The organism is Treponema sp. UBA7570 (assembly GCA_002477955.1).
Lineage (GTDB): Bacteria > Spirochaetota > Spirochaetia > Treponematales > Treponemataceae > Treponema_D.
This window is the reverse complement of sequence record DLLE01000038.1, coordinates 14,389-35,048: the sequence shown is the minus strand read 5'-3', so window position 1 is coordinate 35,048 and position 20,660 is coordinate 14,389. Positions and strand designations below refer to the sequence as shown.

General features: G+C 40.1%; 13 protein-coding genes. 5 read left to right on the top strand and 8 right to left on the bottom strand.

The annotated features are described in order from the left end of the window. Nucleotides 1-50: 50 nt before the first annotated feature. On the bottom strand, nt 51-1,418 hold the full coding sequence (locus B4N75_RS04835) for a hypothetical protein (RefSeq protein ID WP_296706714.1): 1,368 nt from the start codon (nt 1,416-1,418) through the stop codon (nt 51-53). 195 nt (nt 1,419-1,613) lie between these two features. Between B4N75_RS04835 and B4N75_RS04830 the strand changes: the two genes are divergently transcribed. Next, on the top strand, nt 1,614-3,107 hold the full coding sequence (locus tag B4N75_RS04830; protein ID WP_296020264.1) for a glycine--tRNA ligase: 1,494 nt from the start codon (nt 1,614-1,616) through the stop codon (nt 3,105-3,107). A 27-nt stretch (nt 3,108-3,134) separates the two neighbouring features. After that, nucleotides 3,135-3,941 carry an aldo/keto reductase gene (locus B4N75_RS04825; RefSeq protein WP_296666783.1) on the top strand — a complete coding sequence of 269 codons (807 nt, stop codon included), beginning with the start codon at nt 3,135-3,137 and terminating at the stop codon, nt 3,939-3,941. Between the two features lie 339 nt (nt 3,942-4,280). Here the strand turns inward: B4N75_RS04825 and B4N75_RS04820 are convergent, their stop codons facing one another. The 4 genes from B4N75_RS04820 to lepB all read right to left on the bottom strand — a co-directional run bounded on the left by B4N75_RS04820 (nt 4,281) and on the right by lepB (nt 10,114). Further along, entirely contained in the window at nt 4,281-5,531 is a 1,251-nt protein-coding gene (locus B4N75_RS04820; RefSeq protein WP_296020257.1) for an HD-GYP domain-containing protein, read from the bottom strand. A gap of 314 nt (nt 5,532-5,845) precedes the next feature. Then, nucleotides 5,846-7,744 carry a 6-hydroxymethylpterin diphosphokinase MptE-like protein gene (locus tag B4N75_RS04815; RefSeq protein ID WP_296706713.1) on the bottom strand — a complete coding sequence of 633 codons (1,899 nt, stop codon included), beginning with the start codon at nt 7,742-7,744 and terminating at the stop codon, nt 5,846-5,848. After that, complete coding sequence (locus tag B4N75_RS04810; RefSeq protein ID WP_296020331.1) at nt 7,725-9,599, bottom strand: penicillin-binding protein; 1,875 nt, start codon at nt 9,597-9,599, stop codon at nt 7,725-7,727. Before B4N75_RS04810 ends, B4N75_RS04815 begins: the two co-directional genes overlap by 20 nt. Continuing rightward, nucleotides 9,596-10,114 (bottom strand): signal peptidase I, encoded by a 519-nt coding sequence (lepB, locus tag B4N75_RS04805; RefSeq protein ID WP_296706711.1) that lies wholly within the window; start codon nt 10,112-10,114, stop codon nt 9,596-9,598. The genes B4N75_RS04810 and lepB overlap by 4 nt, the downstream gene beginning before the upstream one ends. Nucleotides 10,115-10,463: 349 nt before the next feature. Between lepB and B4N75_RS04800 the strand changes: the two genes are divergently transcribed. Genes B4N75_RS04800 through B4N75_RS04790 form a run of 3 tightly spaced genes read left to right on the top strand, consistent with a single transcriptional unit; the run spans nt 10,464 to nt 13,809 of the window. After that, nucleotides 10,464-11,351 carry a peptidoglycan DD-metalloendopeptidase family protein gene (locus tag B4N75_RS04800; RefSeq protein WP_296666794.1) on the top strand — a complete coding sequence of 296 codons (888 nt, stop codon included), beginning with the start codon at nt 10,464-10,466 and terminating at the stop codon, nt 11,349-11,351. A 5-nt stretch (nt 11,352-11,356) separates the two neighbouring features. Then, complete coding sequence (locus B4N75_RS04795) at nt 11,357-11,599, top strand: hypothetical protein (RefSeq protein ID WP_296020247.1); 243 nt, start codon at nt 11,357-11,359, stop codon at nt 11,597-11,599. Next, nucleotides 11,596-13,809: a polysaccharide deacetylase family protein gene (locus B4N75_RS04790; protein WP_296706709.1), complete on the top strand. Its 2,214-nt coding sequence runs from the start codon at nt 11,596-11,598 to the stop codon at nt 13,807-13,809. The genes B4N75_RS04795 and B4N75_RS04790 overlap by 4 nt, the downstream gene beginning before the upstream one ends. Here the strand turns inward: B4N75_RS04790 and B4N75_RS04785 are convergent, their stop codons facing one another. The 3 genes from B4N75_RS04785 to aroC form a co-directional block, all read right to left on the bottom strand. Next, nucleotides 13,810-15,258 carry a D-alanyl-D-alanine carboxypeptidase family protein gene (locus tag B4N75_RS04785; RefSeq protein ID WP_296706707.1) on the bottom strand — a complete coding sequence of 483 codons (1,449 nt, stop codon included), beginning with the start codon at nt 15,256-15,258 and terminating at the stop codon, nt 13,810-13,812. Between the two features lie 206 nt (nt 15,259-15,464). Then, on the bottom strand, nt 15,465-19,280 hold the full coding sequence (locus B4N75_RS04780) for a pectinesterase family protein (protein WP_296706705.1): 3,816 nt from the start codon (nt 19,278-19,280) through the stop codon (nt 15,465-15,467). Nucleotides 19,281-19,384: 104 nt separating this feature from the next. Further along, nucleotides 19,385-20,494 carry a chorismate synthase gene (gene aroC / locus B4N75_RS04775; RefSeq protein WP_296706703.1) on the bottom strand — a complete coding sequence of 370 codons (1,110 nt, stop codon included), beginning with the start codon at nt 20,492-20,494 and terminating at the stop codon, nt 19,385-19,387. Between the last annotated feature and the right edge of the window lie 166 nt (nt 20,495-20,660).

The following is a 20,660-nucleotide window of genomic DNA, read 5'->3' as shown; positions in this document are numbered from 1 at the left end:
AGTTTTTTTTGCCGGCTTAAATCCGAAATGATAGTATGAAAAATATTTTTTTAGAAAATGTATGTCATAAATACACCGCTTGACCAACATCTGCGGTTTTCACCGTCAAATGAAGTTCTCTGCTCAAAGTCAGCATAAACTGCAAAAGTTGTATTTTTTGAAAAATCGTATGTAAGCTCAGGGCGGAGATTTAAAACATGGCCGCCGTTCCAGTCTTTTGAAACTTTGTAATCAGCCCAGCGGTCGTCTTTTGAGCCTTGTGCCCAAGAACCCCATAAATTGAATCCTGTTTTGTTGTTAATTGCAAACGAAAGTGTTGCTCCTGTGTACCATGCAAAATCGTAATGGCTATTTTCAAAGAAGTTTAAGCCGATTTCCGGGCGGAGATTGAGCTTTGTGTTTGGAATTATAAAGTTGATTGCGGCTCCTGCGCCGTAAGCTTCGTCATTCTCAGCGTCAGAAAAAAGCGAATCTGCTGCAATGTAAAGGTCAAGAACAAAGTTTTCAGCTCCGATTGTAGCGCCCGAATAGAAATTTGCCTTTTCTTCAAATGCTCCTTCGAGTGTTGCGGCAATGCTGAGCCATTTTGTTGGCGCAACTTGAATACCAAGGTTTATAGCAGGGTCGTCTGTGTTGAATCCATTTGGAATTGCGGCTCCGACCTGAAATTTCAAGTCTTTTGAATTGTAATTGTATCGCACGCCAAGCGCACGTTTAGCGTATTTGTTTGCATAAGGAATAAATCCTACGACATCGGCAGAACCTGGCGCATCAACATTGAATTTATAAGAACCGGTTGCTTCGGAAGATGTTTGGAATGAGCTGCCTGATCTGTCGTCATAAGATGTTGAAAAACCGCCCTGACGAACGTGAGAGTCTGCTTCCCAAAGCCAGTTTCCGTAACGAGGTGCCGGACCTACTTGCCAGTTGAGTTTTGTTCCAACGCCAATATCAAAATTCTTTTTAGGATGCCAGATAAAATTTACATAGTAAGAATCCTGAATTGTATTTGAAACATTTGCCTGATTATTCAGAACTGTGCCTGTAGCAGCTGCAACCGCAAGAGCTTCGTTTGACAAGGTGTTGTCGCCTGCATAATAAGAAGAGCTTCCTCTTGTGCCGTATTTGAGAGAAAGAGGGTTGCCGTTTGAAGTTCCAAAAACGAAATTATCTACATCGCCTTCGTTGTCGTAATTTGCAAGAAAACTCCAGTTGAGCATGCCTTCAATAGTAAAATTTCCGCGGTCAAACCTTGCCTGGAAAGTATCTGTAAAACCGTAAAATGTCGCGCTGCCGTCGATTGGTGCTCCAAAACCAATCCAAGCCGTATTTTTCATCTGCTGTGAACTTAAAACCTGTGCGCTGGCAACAGATGTTCCAAAAACTACGGCAGATAAAACTGTTAAAAGTTTCTTCATTTGTTTTTCCTCCGGGATTAAATTAAAAAATAGCATTTTATTCATGCTGGTATTTTACCGTATTTTAAAATTATAATACTTTTGGAGTTTTTGTGCCTGTTCTATGTATGTTTTCACTTATAATATTTTGTGATATAATCTTTTTCATTATATTTTTAGTAACTGTCGCAAGCCAGTGACGGATTAGGAGATATTATGGCAAAAGACGAAAAGACTGCGGTTGATCCGCATGCATGTACGCTCGACAAAATCATTTCACTCTGCAAAAGACGTGGTTTTGTTTATCAGGCTTCGGAAATTTACGGCGGTCAGGCTGGTGCTTGGGATTACGGTCCTTTGGGTGTAGATTTTAAACGCAATATTCAGAATGCGTGGTGGAAAGAAATGACTCAGCTTCACGATGATGTTGTTGGTCTTGATTCTGCAATTTTCCAGCATCACACAACATGGAAGGCTTCTGGCCACGTAGATCATTTTTCAGACCCAATGGTTGACTGTCTTGAATGTCAGGCTCGCCACCGTGCAGATAAATTGATTGAAGATTTTGTCGCCGCAAATCCGGACAAAGATCCTGGAAAACCAGTTGATACAATGACTCACGAAGAAATGAAGGCTTATATCGATGCGAACATCGACTGTCCTGCCTGTCATTCAAAAAACAGAAAATATACGGCTGTCCGCGAATTCAATCTTATGTTCAAAACATATCAGGGACCGATTGCCGATGAAAGTCATTTGATTTATCTTCGCCCAGAAACTTGTCAGGGAATTTTTACTGATTTTAAGAACATTGTGCAGTCAAACCGTATGAAAATTCCTTTCGGCGTTGCTCAGGTTGGCAAATCCTTCCGCAACGAGATCATCTTTAAAAACTTTATTTTCCGTACATGCGAGTTTGAGCAGATGGAAATGGAATATTTCTGTAAGCCAGGAACAGAAGATGAAACTTTTGAACGCTGGAGAAAAGAACGCTGGGCATTCTACCTTAAATACGGTATTGCAGAAAATCACTTGAAGTGGCATCACCACGACAAACTTGCGCATTATGCAAAAGATGCTTACGATGTTACTTACAAATTTCCAATCGGTTTTGAAGAAGTTGAAGGCATTCACTCAAGAACAGACTTTGACCTTTCTCAGCACCAGACATTCTCTAAAAAAGATATGTCTTACATCGATCAGGAAGACGGAAACAAAAAATACATTCCTTATGTAATCGAAACATCTGCTGGACTTAACCGCAATTTCCTCATGTTCTTGTGCGAAGCTTACGAAGAAGAAAATGTCGGAAAAGACGGAAAAGAAGACTACCGCACAGTTCTTCATCTCGATCCTCGTCTTGCTCCTGTTACAGTTGCTGTTCTTCCATTGATGAAAAAAGACGGACTTTCAGAAAAGGCAAAGGAAATTCAGCATCTTTTAAAAGAAGATTTTGTTACAGATTTCGATACTTCTGGTACAGTTGGAAAACGCTATCGCAGACAGGACGAAGTTGGAACTCCTTTCTGTGTAACAGTTGATTACGATACAATTACCGAAAAGAAAGAAGACGGTTCTGCAAATGAACTTTTTGACACTGTTACTGTCCGCTTCCGCGACTCAATGGAACAGGAAAGAGTAAAACTCTCTGACCTGCACGCTTTCCTTTTTAACGCAATTAAAAATTACAAACCTGTTGTAAGAGATTAAAAAATAGGCTGCCGGAAAAATATTTTTTTGAATTATGTTTTTCTGACAGCCTTTGTTTCTGTTTTTATGGATTATGTAGCCCTAGGAAAATCTAATCTTCTCGTAAGCCGGACCGCATTGGGAGCAATGGCTTTAGCAAATGTTTCTGACGATAAGCAGGCTTCTCAAATTATAAGCAGCGCTTATGAAGGAGGAATAAATTTTTTTGACACGTCGCGGACAAGCGAAGAAAGCGAAAAACGTCTTGGAAGCGCCCTTCATGGTGCAATTAGAAAAGATATTTTTATAGCAACAAAAACACGAGCCTCTAATAACGATGAGCTTTTCCGTGATATTGAATTGAGTCTTGCCGCCTTAAAAACAGATTATATCGACCTTTACCAGTTGGATAATCCTTCTTTTTTGCCAAAATGCGAAGGAGAGGATAAAATCGTTGAAAAACTTTTGAACCTTAAAAAGCAAGGCATAATTCACCATATTGGAATTTGTACTGAAAATTTTGATATGGCGCGCAATTTATTGAATGGAAACGGTCCCTGGGAAACTTTGCAATATCCATTTAATCTTTTATGTCCTATCGAAGTTCAGGAACTTGTTCTTGACTGTCGCGAAAAAGACGTCGGTTTTATTGCAATGCAGCCGTTGTGTGGTGGCGTAGTCCAGAATATTCCTCTTGCGCTGGGTTTTTTTAGCCAATTTGATTCCGCAGTTCCTGTTTGGGGCGCTCACAGCCAGGAAGAATTACAGCAAATTCTATATTTTACAGAAAATCCACCGATAATTGACGAAAAATTTGAACAGGAACTCGAAAAAGCAAGATTCTTTTTTAATTAGTTTTGGACTTTTTTCCCTTTTTTTGTCATTATCGGGCTTGGTCCCGATAATTTACTGAAAAATTCCGACAGATGGAAATGACCAAAAAGAATTTTTTATGTCATTTTTTTTCTGGGGCTGAATCCGAAAATCGAATGTATATATTACAATTATTTAGAGATTGCTAACCGAGTTTACTATGCAAACATCGCAGTATCAAGCACGGCAATGTCATTTAGAGCTTTATTAGCCAATCTCCATGACACTTAAATTACTGTTCTTATCAAAACGCGACATTCGGGCTAAGTAGCTATTTTTAGCGAAACTCGAAATTGAGCCTAATTAGTTTTAAATTCTTCTTTATTTTTGAATATTCATCGTTTTGAGCATATCCTGAGTTTCCTGCTTGTTTAAAACCCGGACAATTTTGTTTTTGTCGTTGTCAGTCTGAATCGTAATTGGATTTCCAAAGGAATCTTTTTCGCCAAGGAGAGAAACAATCGGATTTCCTGGGGAATCTGGACTTGCGTCCGTAACTTGGGCAATTTTTCCGTTGACAAGGTAAACCCACGCTCCAATTGGAAAAAGCGAAAGAGAGTAGAGCAGCGCCTTGATTACGGTGTCGTCAAACTGTTTTCCTTCATTTTTAAGAATTTCGACCATGGCAGCATAAGAAGAGCGGGCCTGCCTAAAGTGTCTTGGAGCGGTAATTGCTTCAAAGGTGCATGCTACTCCAATAATCTTTGCAAAAATGTCAATTTGGCTTCCTTCAAGGCGGCGAGGGTAGCCTGAACGGTTTTCGCGCTCATGATGTTCCAAAATTCCAAGCTGAATTTGAGTTGGAAAATTGTTTTCTTTTGCAATGTTAAAGCCCAAAACTGCATGTGTCGCGAGTTTTTGTTTTTCTGACGGAGAAAGACGCCTGTCTGTCATATAAAGCTGCGGCGGAAGGCGAATTTGTCCAATTTCGTGCAGAATGCAGCAAACTCCCAAATCAACGATTTTTGAAAGAGAAAATCTAAGCTGAAGCGCAATTACAATTGCAATTACAGTCGAGCGCATGCTGTGGCTTATAAGATAGTTTTTTGTAATTGTGTCTTGAGAAGGCGTAATGCGCAGAACGTAGCGGCGGTTTTCTTTTATAAAAATGCACAGTTCTTTGACAGTTTCTGAAATTTCAGTGTAATTTAAAACTTTGTGAGTTGCATAGCGTGTATAGACGGCGGTTATGTAATTCATGTATTCGTTATAAACAGTTTGAACAACGTCCATCCGCGATTTTTCATTGTTTGCAAGGCTTGCTTTTGCGTCTTTAATTGCTTTTTTTGCATTTTCGCCAATCTTTGGCTTTTTATCCGAATCGTCCAGTTCAAGATCGTCAATAGAAACATTTTTAAAATCTGCCGGATCTGCTTTTACAGGAACAGAAATTTGTCCAACTCCCTGCGAGCCTTCTGAATAAACGGCTTTAAATCCCCATTCAAGAAGCGTTTTTTTTAGAGAATCCGTAAACGGGCACAAAGAGTTTAAAAGCAAAAAATTTTTATCAATAAAAAGGTCGCGGTTAAAGAATGTGTTTTCTTTTATTGTCGAAACTGGAAACGAATTCATATTGGTATTATCGGCAGAATTCAGCAGATTATTAAATTTTTATTGGGTGGCTTTTTGTTTCGCTCCGCTTCACAAAAACCGGGCTGTCCGTGGCTACGGCGTCTTGCGCGCCTCCGGTGCTTTGCACACGCTTCGCGTCCACTACCATCCCTGCCACAAAACAAAAAAAGAGAAGAAAACTTTCACTTTTTCTTCTCTTTTTTACATGGAAAGCCGGTTATTCGGCGCGTCTTTTATTTTTACAGGGCGTCTGGATGTTTGAAAAGCCTAAAAAGGTTTTTCACGTCCTGTTGTTTCAACCAAAGACATTTATATTATCGTTCCTTTGTAAATTCGACTTTAGTGTTTTTTGAAAAAAAATCATTTTTTTGCAAAAATTGCTGATACTGGCGCACGGATTTCATCAATTCTTCGTATACAATTTTTGAACGTGAAAAAACTGCGGAGGTTTTGTCTTTTGGTAAAACTTGTGAACTGAAAAGTTCGTTGAGTTTTGCTTCAGTCGGAAAAACAAGCGAGGCAATTTGTGTAAACTGAGAATTTCTTAGTTCAAAATCAGTTTGCTCAAGAGATTTTAGCGCCTTTTGAATTTTTTCTGTAGAAAGATTTTTGTCGGAAATTGTTTTTTCGCAGGTAAAAAACGCTTTTCTTGCAAGCGAGTAAAGGTTTTCAAGGCCATTTTTGAGTTCTTCAAATGCAGCGTTAAAATTTTGCAAAAGTTTTTGCTGTCCGCAGTCTGATTTTCGAGATTTTTTTTCGGCTTCAAAAAACTGGTTGCGAAGGCTTATCTTTTCGTCCTGCTTAAGCAAAGTCTGGACGTCTGCGCAGTAAAATCCTGGAATTTTTAGGGAAGTTTTGCTGAGCGAAAAAGAGGTCGTTTCAGGATATTTTTGAGTCTGGCTTTCAAACCACCATGCAAACATCTTCATTTTTGAATCCGTAACAATTGTGTTTTTTTCGTAATCTTGTCCTAAAACCGGATTTGCCGCAAAAATTGAAGTTGCAAGCATTTTTTCGGCAGAATTCAACCTTGTGCTTGAAAAATGCGCTTTTTCTTCAAAAAAAGAACCACGGATATGTGTATTTTTTTTTGGATAACCTAAATCAAGTCCTGCGCAATAAATTTCTTTTGCGCCGATTATCCTGCAAAAATCCCAAGCCGTTGTGGCAACTGAGCCTCCGCTTCCAAGTTTTCCTTTGTGACCGAGTTTTTCTTCAAAATACTGACCGAGCGGAAAAAGTGATGAGCACAAAACTGTTTTTCGGCAGTTAAAACGGTAAACTGCCGGGCAGACGGCGGATTCCGTAATCAAAACGCTGGACTTGCTTTTAAGCCCTGCAATGTGCCTGTAGGCGTAGTATTGCGGATCGGTAAGGACAATAAAATCTGGTTCAACCTCTGCTTTTAGGCAGGCGCTCAGGGCAGTGTCGACTGCAACTGTCAGACAGCGTTTTTTTAATTCTTTTAAAAAAGGCAGAATTTCTGAAAGTCCTGGACCTGCGGCAATCAAAAGACAGGGCAGGTCTTGTGGACAGACATTTTTGTAAATGTTTATTCCGTCCAAAATGGCCAAAAACGGCAGGTTAAAGCAGGAATTTCTTAGCCAAAGCTTTGAAAATTTTTCGAGTGTCGAACTGTTTATTTTTTCTTTTTGCTGATTGCGCTCAAAAAGGAAATGAAGTGATTCAAAATATTCTTTTGAATGTTGAGACTGCGCTTTGTTTTCTATGAGCGCGGTGTGTGAAAATGGCGCAGAATGTTCTGTCAGAGTAATTACATCGTGGAGTTCTGCCTGTAAAAGAACAATCAGTTTTTTGTGCTTAAGCAATGGTTCGAAATCTGTATATTTTAAGGCTGCAAAAAAATATTGAGGTTCTGGTTCTACAATGATTATCGAATCTTCAGGAAAACTTTTTGCCCATTCTAAAGGGGCGTAGCCAAGTCCCATTGAAAAAAAAACGGCGCATTCTGTCTGTTCTGTTTTTGCATTTTTGACGGTTGAAACAGCTTCTTTTTTTGGCGCATACGATGAATGAAGAAAAATTCCGTTTTCTTTGGCGGTAAGCTCTCCGTTTTTTGAAATAACGACTTGCCAAAAAGCAAACTCAGGTTCTTTTTGTTCATTTAGAGGAAAAGTTTTTTCGAGTTGTTCTGCCAGAAAAGAAAAACGTGCTTTAAAAAGAGAAATGTTTTTATTCCAAAAAGAGTTCAATTTCGGTGTCCTGTGTGAGCGGAACTCCAGGTTCAGGCGTCTGAGCGGTAACCCATCCTTCGCCGTTGATTTTAATTTTTAAATCAGAGCGGTTTAGCAATGGCAGGAGGTTTCTCTTTGGAAGTCCCTTAAAATTCGGAACTGTCTTGTCGATTTGAATTTCCGCATTGTTTTGAATTTTTATAAGTCCTGAATGTGCAAGGCTCGACGCTCCTCCTCGGCTCATCCCCAAATGGTCGATTATTATGCTTGCCGCTTCGCCAATAACAGGAGCAACAATTCTTCCAGCGTAAGTTTCGCCTTTTGCCTTTTCAATTACAATATAGAGTATTATTTCCGGATTTTCGGTCGGAAAAATTGCAATACAGTTAGAGATAAAGTCTGTTTTTGAATATCCTCCGTTTACAGGATCTGCCATTTGTGCAGTTCCTGTTTTTACACCGATTGAAATATCGCTCAAGTTTGCTCTTGAGCCAGTTCCTGTCTGTGCAACAGTTTGCATGCAGCTCAAGATATATTTTGAAGTCTGATTGTTTATTATCTGCGGTTTAAAATTTGGAGAATGGATGTATTCTTCAATTCCAGCCTGGTTTGTAATTTTTTTAATTAAAGTAAGTTGAACCGGAATTCCGCCGTTTGCAATTGCAGTTGCGGCTTCGACCATTTGCAGCGCACTTACGGAAATCTCCTGTCCGATTGCAATTGTCGGCTTTGAGCGGGCAGACCAGAATCTGTCGCTGGTATTGCGGACTGCGCCTGCTGTTTCTCCGGGAAGCTCTACTCCTGTTTTTGAGCCAAAACCAAAACTTCTCAGTCTGGACAAAAACTGTTCACTTTCAATTTTTTCAGACATTTGAGCCAAAGCATCGTTGCACGAAAATTTGAGCGCTTCTCTGGCGGTAATCCAGCCGTGGTGGTCAAGACAGGTGATTCTTATTCTTTCGCCGCTGGAAGTCTTTTTTTCGTAAATTCCATCGCAATAAAAAGTGTCATTTTCAGAAATCGCGCCTGAGTCAAAAAAAGCCGCAATTGAAAAAATTTTAAAAACAGAACCGGGTTCATAACTTTCGGTTGCCGGCAAATCTTTCATTTGGGCGGGAGTTGCCTTTGAATACTGATTTAAATCTGCCGATGGAAGTGAAATATAAGAAATAATTTCTCCAGTTTTTGCTTCTGCTGCAATCATCATCAAGCTTGCCGCATGAGTCCGTTCAATTGCATTTTGCGCAATTTTTTCCAATTTGAACTGAAGATTTGCATCAATCGTCAGATAAATATTTTTCCCTTCAACATCAATCGGAGCGTCTGGATTTACAGGAGGTGAAAGCAGGTTTTGTTCTGTGTATTCAATTCCTGTAAGCCCTGTTCCGTCGCTCCCCATGTAGCCGATCACCTGGCTGGCAAGTTCCTTTTCTGGATAAATCCTTCCTGGAACTCTGTCAAACCTGACCGCCGAAAAAAGTCCATTTTTGTCCGTAATTTCTTTTAAAATTTCATAATCGTTTTGGTCGATTTTTTTCTTGAGGTAAACAAAATTTGAATCTGCGTTGGAAGAAATTGTGTTTGCCAGCTGATGCTCATCAATTTTTAGAACTGGCGAAAAAAGTTTTACAAAATTTCCCAAGTCTTTGATTGCAGAAGGCGTTGCTCCTACGTGATAAAAATTTGTCGGAACAGCAAGAGGTTTCCCATTTTTGTCTAAAATAGAGCCTCTCTGCACAAGCGGAGAATAAGTTTTTGTTTCCGGTGTTTTTTTTAAGGCAAGAACTGCATATTTGAAGAAAATATAACCTGCAAACAGCGCTATAACGATGCAAAATATCAAAACCCGTCTTTTGTTGAAGTATTCGTTCATTTGCATAAAACTTTTCCCAACACATTTTTTACAGAAACAAAACCGTAATCACGCGAGTCAACCGAAACTTCATAATTGTCGCCGACAGCCAGTATATAACCTTCTGGAACCTGAGCTGCGTCTTTTAGCCGCATATACTGGCTTTCTGTAAGCGGAATTTCATTGTCTCCAACTTTTACAGTATACACTGGATTTGATGAATATTCTAGTGACTGTCCTTCGCAGGCAACGCACCTTTTTACGACTATTTTGTTGTTATATAAATAAATGACGACATCGCCAGCTTGAGGCTCCTTCCATTGAATCAAAAGCGAGTTTGAAAAAGGCTTGATAATTCCGTAGGCGAGTTTGTTTACAACGACAGTTGATTTGTCGTGAATCGCGCTTTCCATAGAAGTTCCGGAAACGTGAAGAACTTCAACCGCAAAAAGTTTAACGATAAAACCCAAAAGAAGACCGCAGCAGGTTATAAAAATTATAGATTTATTTGTTGAGGATAAATTTAACTTAGACATCTTTTTTCTAATATAACGAATTTTGCGTTCCGATAATAGACGTATGCAGATAATCAGTTATGTTGGCAGCTCTCCAAAATCGAGAAGCTCTGCCAGAACCAAAAGTTTACTTTTAAAATTCAGAAGAAAGGCTTTTAAGTTTTCGGAGTTTGAACATTCTAAAAAAGCTTTTTCAGGAGCGCGCTCTAATCCTGCTTTTGCGGTTTCTGTTCCCTATGTAAATTTCAGGAGTCTGATTCGTCCTGCGCGCTTAAAAAGAATCTGCATTTTTTTGTTGCTTTGTCTTTTCGTTCCTTATTTTTCTGTAAAAATTTTAAACTATTCTCAAGCTTTTACAGGTCCTTTAAAAATGGGAGAAACTTTTTCGAGTGAAATTGAAACTTTGAACAGCGCAATGTCAAAATTCGCAATGACATCTTCAGAAGCAAGTTTTGACGAAAACGGAAATGTTCTTTCTGACGATGGAAAAATACTTACGCCAAGTTCTGTAGGACTGGCAAAGGCGATTTCTTATCAGTCGTACAAGGTAAAGAGCGGCGATACAATTAGTTCGATTGCCTTAAAATTTGGTCTTACAAATATTTCGACTTTGATTTCTGTAAACGGAATCGACAATGTCCGGACTCTTATGGCAGGGCAGAAAATTCGTGTTCCAAACCAGGATGGAATTGTTTATACGATTTCAAAAGGTGATTCTTTAAATTTGCTTTCTGTAAAATATCATGTGAGCGTTGAAGAAATTCTTGATGTAAATGAACTTGCAGATGAAACTCTTTCAATTGGCAAGGAACTTTTTATTCCTGGCGCAAGAATGGATTCTGCGTCCCTAAAAAAAGCTATGGGCGAACTTTTTATCTGTCCGATTTCCCAAAGTTATAAAATTTCAAGTTATTTTGGCCGCCGCGCAGATCCTTTTACTGGAGTTCCTTCAAATCATACCGGAGTTGACCTTGCCTGCCCGACGGGAACTCCTGTAAATGCCACAATGAGCGGAAAAATTGTTCAGCTTGGCTGGAGCAATATCTTCGGAAATTATGTTATAATCAATCACGGAAACGGTTATCAGACTCTTTACGGCCATATGTCAAAAATTTTGTGCCGGAACGGTCAGAATGTGAGCCAGGGAACGAGAATTGGACTTGTTGGTTCAACAGGATATTCAACTGGACCTCATCTGCATTTTACGGTCTACAAAAATGGCCGTCTTGTTGATCCTTTGTCATTGCTGAAGAGGTAAAGAAAATGAAAGCGGTTTGTGTTTGCGGTTGCTGCGGAAGAACTATTGATAAAGAATTTCTTTATTGTCCATGGTGCGGTCAGGAAAAAATGCACGGTAAAAAAGATTCATTTGAAGCGATATTCAAAAATCTTGAAGAGAAACAGGCGGAAGACAGGGCAAGACGCGTTGTTGCTCTTGAGCAAAAGCTTGACGCTCTTGACCGCGACCTTTCGATTCTGGCTCTGAGCGTGGAGATGGCTAAGTGAAAAAAATAAAAAAAATTTTGTCAGCCGTTTTTTTTTCAATCTCATTTTGCGCTTTTTCGGAAATTTCATTTGAAAATCCTGAGATCAACTCTCAGGATAAAATTCTTTTTACAATAAAACAAAGCATTGCCGGAAGCCCGTCTTATTCAACTGCTTTTTCTGCCGATGCAAAAACTCTTTTGCCTGCAAAAATTTTAACCTGCTATCCAGAGAAAATGGAATTGCTTTCAAAAGGTTCTGTTTTGCAGGTTAGAAACAGATGGGGAACAGCAAGATATTCATTTTCGGATTCGACTCTTTCGTGGATTTCGCGTGCGGATTCAATTCCAGAAACTGCGCAGATTTTAAGTCCGCAGATTGCAAGTCCAGACGGAAAATGGCTCTGCTACATAAAGAAAACTGGAATTGCAGAAGGTGAACTGATTTTAAAAAACGCTTCGACTTTGCAAGAAACTGTTTTAGACAAGAAGGCACAGCTGGATTACGAGAAAATTCCTGTAAAATGGAATTCTGACAGCTCTATTTTTGTGTACGAAAAAAACGGCAATGTTTATTTTTGTGAGCCGAAAGTTGCCTTTCAAAAAGTTCAGCTTGCCGAAAAATTTCGGCTGATCGGTCGCGGAAACATAAATTCTGTCTGCTGGGCAAATTCAAAAAATTTAATTTATATTGCACGCGATTTAATTTATAGAATCAGTTCAAATGAACTTTATACGCGCGGTCTTTATTCTTCTGTTATTGAACCAGGAATAGTCTGTGGCCGGCTTCCTGTAATTTTTGACGAAAAGCATGATGAATTTTCAGTAAACTCAAAGGCTTCGGCGATTATTTTTATTCAATCTAAAAAAATCATAAGTCTTTTTAAATTGAACGAGTCTGGCTTTGAATATGTAAATCCTGTCGTTTCAAAAACTGCGACTGGAGCCGGCGGAACCGTAACTGCCTTAAAAGTTTTTTGGACAAGCGACACAAAATGCGTTTTATGGCTCAACTTGCTTTCTTACGAAAACGGTGCGCAAATATCGGCATTTTACAGCCTTGGAAGCGAATTGAAATTCCTTTCTTCAACAGATTCTGTAATCGAGCCTCAGCTGTCGCCCGACGGAAAAAAAATCTGCTTTGCAAAGGAAAATTCTCTTTTTGTTTTTGAATCAAATACCTGGACAGAAGTTGATCATCTTTCCGGAGAAAAAATTGTTTCGTTTGTCTGGGGAACAGATTCTTCGGTTTATGTTGGCGGAGAATCTACCGTAAAAAAATGGCAGCTTGGTTCAGAAATCGAAAAATCATCGGTTTTGTTTCTTTCCGCCGCGTCAAAAGTTTTTTGGAAATCTGACACTGTTGTTTTTGCAGCAGATGCCGTAAAAAAAGATGTTTTTTATGAATTTGATGAATTGAAGGGAAGTTGGACAAAATCTATCGAGCCTCTTGTTGTTGCTTCTGGTTCTGTTCAAAACGGAAAATTCCGCGTTTATACAGGAAATGCTGTAAATTCAAATTTTAAAAACGCGCTTTTTGTGCGCACTCTTTCAGGAAAAGCAGTCACAAAAGCTTATTTTCCGCAGACAATGGAAAAAAGACAGGTTCCTGCAAAAATAATTCTTGCAGTCGATGCGCTTGATGATGCTTCCGGTTTGAGTTCTATTCTTTATGTCTTAAGAAAATACAAAATTCCTGCAACATTTTTTATAAATGGAGAATTTATTCGCCGTTATCCAAAAGAAACCGTTCAGATTGCAAAAAGCGGTTACGAATGCGGCTCAATGTTTTTTACGGCATTGGATTTGACATCAAAAGATTTTGTTGTTGACGAAGACTTTGTCCGCCGGGGACTTGCACGCAACGAAGATGAATTTTTTCAGGCAACAGGAAAAGAATTGAGCCTTCTGTGGCATGCTCCGTTTTATAAGGCGGATTTCGAAGTAAAAAAAGCTGGAAAAAACTGCGGATACTCTTATGTCGAAGCAGGCCGCTTTAGTTTGGACACAATCACTCTCGAAGAAGCAGCCCGCGGAAAACCCGGTTATCTGTCGGCTTTGGAACTGGTTTCGTTTTATGCTAAAAATCTGGAAGACGGTTCTGTAATTCCTGTATGCGCAGGTCTTTCAAAAGGCACAAGAAGCGACTGGCTTTACGAAAAGCTTGACCTTCTTGTAAGCCTTCTTTTAAGCAATGGCTATGAGTTTGTAGCTTTTAACGAAAGCCTTTAATCAGCGGATTCTCAGACATGCGAGTTTTCCACAAAATTGTCCCCAAAGTCCCGCTTTTTGCGCGGTTCTGTCGGCAACTAGAGGAACAGTTTCTAAGACAGTGTTTCCGAGTTTGTACTGAATCTGTCCGTAAACGGCTCCAAGTTTTGTTCCTCCGTAGATGCATTTTGGAAGCTGAATTTCGGCAATAACGTTTTCTGCGTCTTCTGCCGCAGTTTGAGAGCTGATGTGCGGAACTGTAACCGCATTTGTCCAGGCAGGAACAAGGTTTACGAATTTTGTTTTTGCTCCTGGAACTGCAACTGGATAATTTTTTTGAATTTTATTTTCAGGAATGTAGTCGGCAAACGAAGAAAAAGCCCATTCCATAAGGGTCGTTCCGTCTTTTATGCGGTAAAAATTTCCCTGTTTAGAGCCAGTTCCCGGTCCTTTCATCGTAACAGACAAAAATCTTACTCCGTTCCGTTTTGCCGTCAAAGCAAGATTGTAACCGCTCTCGTAAATAAATCCTGTTTTTAGCCCGTCGCAACCTTCCATTTTTCCAAGAAGCGGATTTGTGTTTCTTTGGTAAATTGCCGTTGAATCTCCTTTTGCTTTTTCCCAGCTCGGAAGATTTTTTTCGAGAGGGTAGAGAATTTCTTTTGCGCTGTGATAATCCCTCAAGCTTTCCGGATAACGGTTTATATAAATTCTGCAGAATTCGGCAAGTTCGCGCGCAGTTGTAACATTTTTTTCTGAATAACCGCTTGGCTCTTCAAAATGAGTGTGAGTCAGGCCCAAAATTTTTGCTTCATAGTTCATTCTTGCAACAAAATCTTTAGTACTTCCAGAAATTTTATATGCCAGCGCAAGGGCCGCATCGTTTCCCGAAGCCACAGCAAGCCCGGTCAAAAGTTCACGAACCGTAACAATCTGCCCTTGTCCTAAAAACATAAGGCTTGCGTCAGACGGCATATTTATTGACCAGCTGTTTTCTGGCGGAGAAACAAGTTCGTCCAGAGAAAGGTTCCCGTTTTCGATTTCCTTAAAAACAATGTACATTACAAAGAGCTTTGTAATCGAAGCCGGAGGAATGACTTCATCCGCATTTTTTTCAAAAAGAATGCAGCCATTTTTTGCATCGACAAGAATTGCCGCCCCTGAATCAACTTCCAAATCTGCAGCAACAATCGGATACGGAAGAGGTTTGAGCGATTCGCTGCGTTTTAGAGAGTAGGTTTGGTTTAAAAAAGCATTTAAAGAAGCGGTTTGCTCTTCCGAAAGAGGCTTTACGTTCTGCGTTTTAAAAAACGATGCCGACCATAAAAAAAAGACTGCCGTCAAAATTGCAATAGTTAGAAAAGTTGTTCCCAAAACAGCGAAAATTTTTTTAGAATTTTTTGGATTTTTTTTGTCAGAATTGCGTTTTTTTAAATCAAAATCGGATAAGTCAATGTTAGAAAATTTCATTTTTATATTTTACAGTAAATGTGGCAAAGTGGGCAAATGGGCTTTAAAATTGCAAAAAAACTTCCGGCCGTAAATTTTTGACCGGAAGCCTAAAAATTTTCGGGGCGGTTTAACGGGCTGTCCGTACTTCCGCTTTCGCTCCATCCTCCTCGGCTAAAGCCTGCGGTGGATTGCTACGCAAGTACTTCCATCCCTACCGCAAAAAACTATTTTCCAAGACTGTCCATTACGCTCTGTTCGTAGCGGGTCCAGTATTTGTCATAGCTTTCCATTTTTCCGTCCTGATCAACAGTAAACATAATTTTTCCGTCGCTGTTTTCGCCCATTGCATTTTTCGGATGTATAATGCTTGGTGCAAGCGCAGGAATTACCTTTTTAATTTCTTTTGCAAATTCACCTGCAATTACAAAACCGCCGAGTTTATTGTTATGTGTTGAATCTCCGGCAAACATAAGCTCTTTTGCTTCAATTTTGTTTCCGCAGTCAGAATATGCTTTTTCGTAGAGATTTTTTGTAATTTCAAAACCGTCAATCAAAAGAATTTTCTTTTCTTTTGCAAGCTGGCGAACAGCTTCTACATAAGCGTTGTTTCTTGTAATCTGAGTTTTTGTCGAAGTGTCTTTTGAGTCGTGGTGAGGAGTGATTCTTCCTTTTCCGTCAAAGTACATTCGGCTTACAGGCGTTACGAGCACAGGAGTTGCTCCTGCTTCGAGCGCAACATTTACGTACTGCATAAGATACCATTTGTAAGTTCCGCCGCAGTCATAAGAATAGAACGAATTTCCGTATTTTTCAAAATAACTGTCTGGAGTGCGGACTTTTTTTCCTTCATGGATCGGGTAAATTCCTTTTTTATTTGGTTCTCCAAGAGGAACGTAGCGGTCTTCGAGGTATCCTGCTCCGTTTGAGCAGTCATTGTGTCCAAATTGAATAAAAAGATAGTCGCCTTTTCCAATCTGCTGTCTGATTTTTTCCAGCGAGCCTTCGTTTATAAAGTTGCGGCTTGAGCGTCCTCCGTTTGCGTAGTTTTGAACTTCAACGGCGCCGTTAAAGAAGCACTGCAAGAATTCTCCCCAGGCTCCCTCGTTTCTTGTCTGACCGTTGTTCCACATTCCGAGCGCAGAATAATCTTTACAAGTCGAGTCAGAGGCAAGGAAAACATTTACCTTTCCTTCTGCACGCGGACGAATTGCCGTTGCTTTTGAAGGAATTGCATAGCCTTCGTTAATCTTTTTGTCCAGTTCTACAGTTACAGTTTTTCCTGCTTTGCCTGAGCGGTTCATTGGCGTAATTACAGCTTTTAAGTTGAATCCAGAATCTGCTCTTGAAATAAGATAAGTTTTGTCGGCAAAACCAGTGCTCTGTTTTATGAGTGTGTCTTTTTTATCTTTTGTCCTAAACCACTGGATCAGAGAACAGTCTTCTCCTGAACCGTTAAATTCGTAATGAAGGGTGATTGTGTGTCCAGGATAAGGCGTATTTATGTCGTCATCTGTTGTAAAACTTGCTTTTTTGATTTTTACTTCGGACGGCTTTGGCGCAGAATAAGCTACAGGTGTCCAGCCGATAAAATAATTTGAAGGACTGTAAGCTCCTGCATCCGCAATGATTTTTCCGCCGTCGCGATGGCTTACATCAACGCCTGTATTGTCCCACATTGAATTATATTCAAAGAAATTTGCATTTTTAGGTTTGTTTCCGCTCATACTCGTCCAGCCCTGCGGATTTATAATTCCTTCGTATGCAAAAATCGTATTTACAAATGCAACGCTTGCTTTCGGCCCCCATGGTCTTCCGAAGTAGCCCGGAGCTTGCATATTGTTCTGGTCTGCATTGATTATGCAGTTATAGAACAGATAGCCTTTTTCTTTTGCATTGCGGGCTGCGGTTAAATATCCGCTGTTTTTTGAATCAGAATATCCAGCCCAAACAATCTGACAGTTTTCAAAAACAACATCGCCGTCACCAAAAATAAAGTCGGTATTGCCTTCGATATAGCAGTTTTTGTAATACTGTCTTGAATCTGCTCCTGTGTAGAGAGTGTCCTGAGAACCCAAGAATTTACAGTTTACAAATTCAGCCTGGTCCGCTTCTGTACAGATTGCAGACGCGCGCTCTGTCGCCGCCTTTGACTGAACATCGGAATTGAGCTTTCTTACAAATGCAATTGTAGTTCCGTCTGGTTCTACACCGTCTTTTAATTCTTCAGCGGTAACATATTTGTTAAACGAAGTTTCAAAAGTAATTCCTTCTGCGCGGAAAAATTTTGCATCTTTTTTTACGTAAGTTGCAACTCCCCACTTTGCTACGCTTTTCTTTTCAAATTTGTCATAGGCTCTCTCTTCATCGTAGTAGCCATTTAAATCTGCCGAATAATAATTGTATCCGATTCCATAATACCAGGTGAGCTTTACTTCCTGAGCTGGAGTGTCATTTTTTAAGGTAATGTATGGAGTGTCGATTATAACCTGGTCGCGGTAAATTCCCGGAGCAATATGAATTGTAATTCTGTCGGCTTCTGATTTTGGAGCCATTGCATGAGCGGCTTTTACAGCCTGTTTTACAGATGAATAGTCCTGTTTTTTGCCTCCAACGTAAATGTCCTTTTTGAGAGGAATTTGATTTACGGTTTTGTCTTTTGAGCTCATCAAAATATCTTTTGTAACGTTTGAGCCGGAAACAGAGATGTGATTCATTGTCGCAGTTTTTTCAGTTTCGCATAAAACTTCGTAATTTCCGTCGCGGAGTTTTGTTCCGTAAATTCCGTTTGCGGCTGCTCCAGTATAAGTGTAGCCGTCTTCAAGATTTTTGAATGAAATAGATGAAGGCATGATTGAAGTGTCGCCGATGAATTTTCCGTTTACATCGTAGACTGGCTTTAATTCAACTTGAATGTCCTTTGTAAAAGCCGCAGTTCCTTCAAAAATCGTGTCTTTCGCTACTGTGTAATCGTTTGCGCCTTTGAGAGAGACTGTGTATTGAACGGCAGGCTCAAGTTCGCCCTTAAAAGAAAAATCTCCGCTAGTATTCTGAATTTCGATTTCTACTGGAAGATAAAGAGTATTTGCCGGAGGAGTCATTACGAGTTTTGCAGATGATGAAGAAAAATCTTTTGCAAAACCGCTGATTTTTCCATCGGCGATGTAAGTTTTCATTTCTGAAGCAGCGAGGTCTTTTTTGAGAGAAGCCTGTGCGTCCTGAGAAATTGAAATCTGTTTTGTGTCTGCCGAAATTCCAAATCCTTTAACGCCTTCCAAAACCGCCGTAAATGTAAATCCTGCCGGAAGACGTGTTGTGTAGCTTCCGCCAGAAATTGTTGCCGGAAGCTGCTGCTTTGTTTCTGAAACGACGAATTTTAATTCACCTTTTGAATGAAGCCCTTTGATTGAACCGTTTACATTTACGCCAGGAGTGCGTGTAATGCGGTAATAAACTGGTTTTGCGCCTGTTGCTTCGCAGTAAACTTTATAAGAGCCGTCAGAAACTGCAATGTAAGACCATCGTTTTGACTCTCCGTTGAGCCATGCGGATTCGTCCTGAATGCCGTTTTTTTCGCCAGATTCGCTTACAGATACGAAGTGAATTTTATCTTCTGAACCGTTTGAAGCCCGTCCGTAAAAAGTAACAATGTCACCAGCCTTTACGTTTCTTAAAAGCAGGTAGCGTTTTGATTCTCCTCCTTTTCCGTTGCAGTAATAAATCCCGTCAGAAATATAGCCGTCGCTAAATTCAAAAGAAGAATAGCCTTGGGTTCCATAATTTTTTGAACCATTGTAATAGGCGCGGTCATTTTTTTCGGTTTTTAAAGTAAGATCTCCAAAAGTGTATTCACCGGCTTCGAATTTTCCGTCTGCGGCAAGTCCCGAAAGATTGTCTAAATCGGAAATTTTAATGTGATTGACAGCATTTTTTTCTTCAACGCCACCAAAATCCCAGACATCAACTTTGCGGGTCTGGGCAGATACCGAAACAGCTGCCAAAAAAGCCAGAACCATTGCGGCAATTTTGAAACATTTTTTCATAATAACTCCCATTTTTTTATAAAAATTTTGCACTATAATTATAACAGTGTTTTTATAAAAGTGTAGTGAGAATTACGATGAATTTTTGAAAAAAACGACGGAACTTATATTCTTCCGGCTTTGTTCTGCAAGAATAAATCACAGAGGGTGACAGCTGTCATGGCTTCGATTACAGGAACAATCCTTGGACAAAGGCAGACATCGTGGCGTCCTTCGATTTTGAGGTTTTCGTTATGAAATTTGCCGTTTTCGTCAACAGAAACAGTTTGCTGCTCTTTAAAAATTGAGGGAACTGGTTTTACGGCAACTCTGAAGAAGATTTCGTTTCCGTTGGAAATTCCTCCTAAAATTCCGCCGGCATTGTTTGTTAAAAATTCAACCTTTGAGCCGTCAGAATTTACACGCATAATGTCGTTATTTTTGCTTCCTGTTAAATCGGCGGCTTCAAAGCCTGCGCCAAATTCAATTCCTTTAACTGCGCCTATGCTTAAAATTGCGTGTGCCAAAAGCGCATCAAGCTTGTCAAAAACACATTCTCCCAAACCTGCTGGAAGTCCTGTTACACTGCAGGCGATTATTCCGCCGGCAGAATCTCCATTTTTGCGGAGTTCCTCGATTTTTTCGTTCATTTTTGTCGCTGCGTCGTTGTCCGGAGCGCGAAGGGCATTCTGCTCAATATGCGAAAAATCTATTTTTTGAATGCTGATTCCTGCCGCGCGCTGAGTGTAAGCGGTAATTTTTATTTGTGGGCAGAAGTGTTCAAGCACCTGTCTTGCAACTTCTCCAGCGGCGACGCGGACAGCGGTTTCTCTTCCAGAGCTTCGTCCGCCGCCACGGTAATCTCTAAAGCCATATTTTAAAAAATATGATAAATCCGCATGTCCTGGTCTAAATGTATTTGCAAGGTTTGAATAGTCTTTTGAGTGCTGGCTTTCGTTGCGGATTATAAAGCCGATGGAAGTTCCTTCTGATTTTTCTTCAAAAACGCCGCTTAAAATTTCTATTTTGTCGGATTCTTTTCGGGCTGTGACAGAAGCGTTTGCCTGGCCGCCTGCGCTTTGTCCTGGTTTGCGTCTGTCGAGCGCCGTCTGAATTTTTGTCTGGTCGATTTTTATTCCGGCTGGAACTCCGTCGATTATTCCGCCGAGCGCAGGACCGTGGCTTTCGCCGAAAGTTGTGATTTTAAAAATTTTACCAAAAGTATTTCCAGACATAGTTTTTTGCTCCAAATTTTATTTCGTAAGAATAGCATAATTGAAGATTTTGGGCAAAGAAAAAAAATACGATTAAAGCGCACGACCGGGCCTTATAGCCCGGATGCTTGCATGCTGCCGCATGCTGCGGCTTTTGCTTGACGCAAAACCCGTTTATTTACGTGTG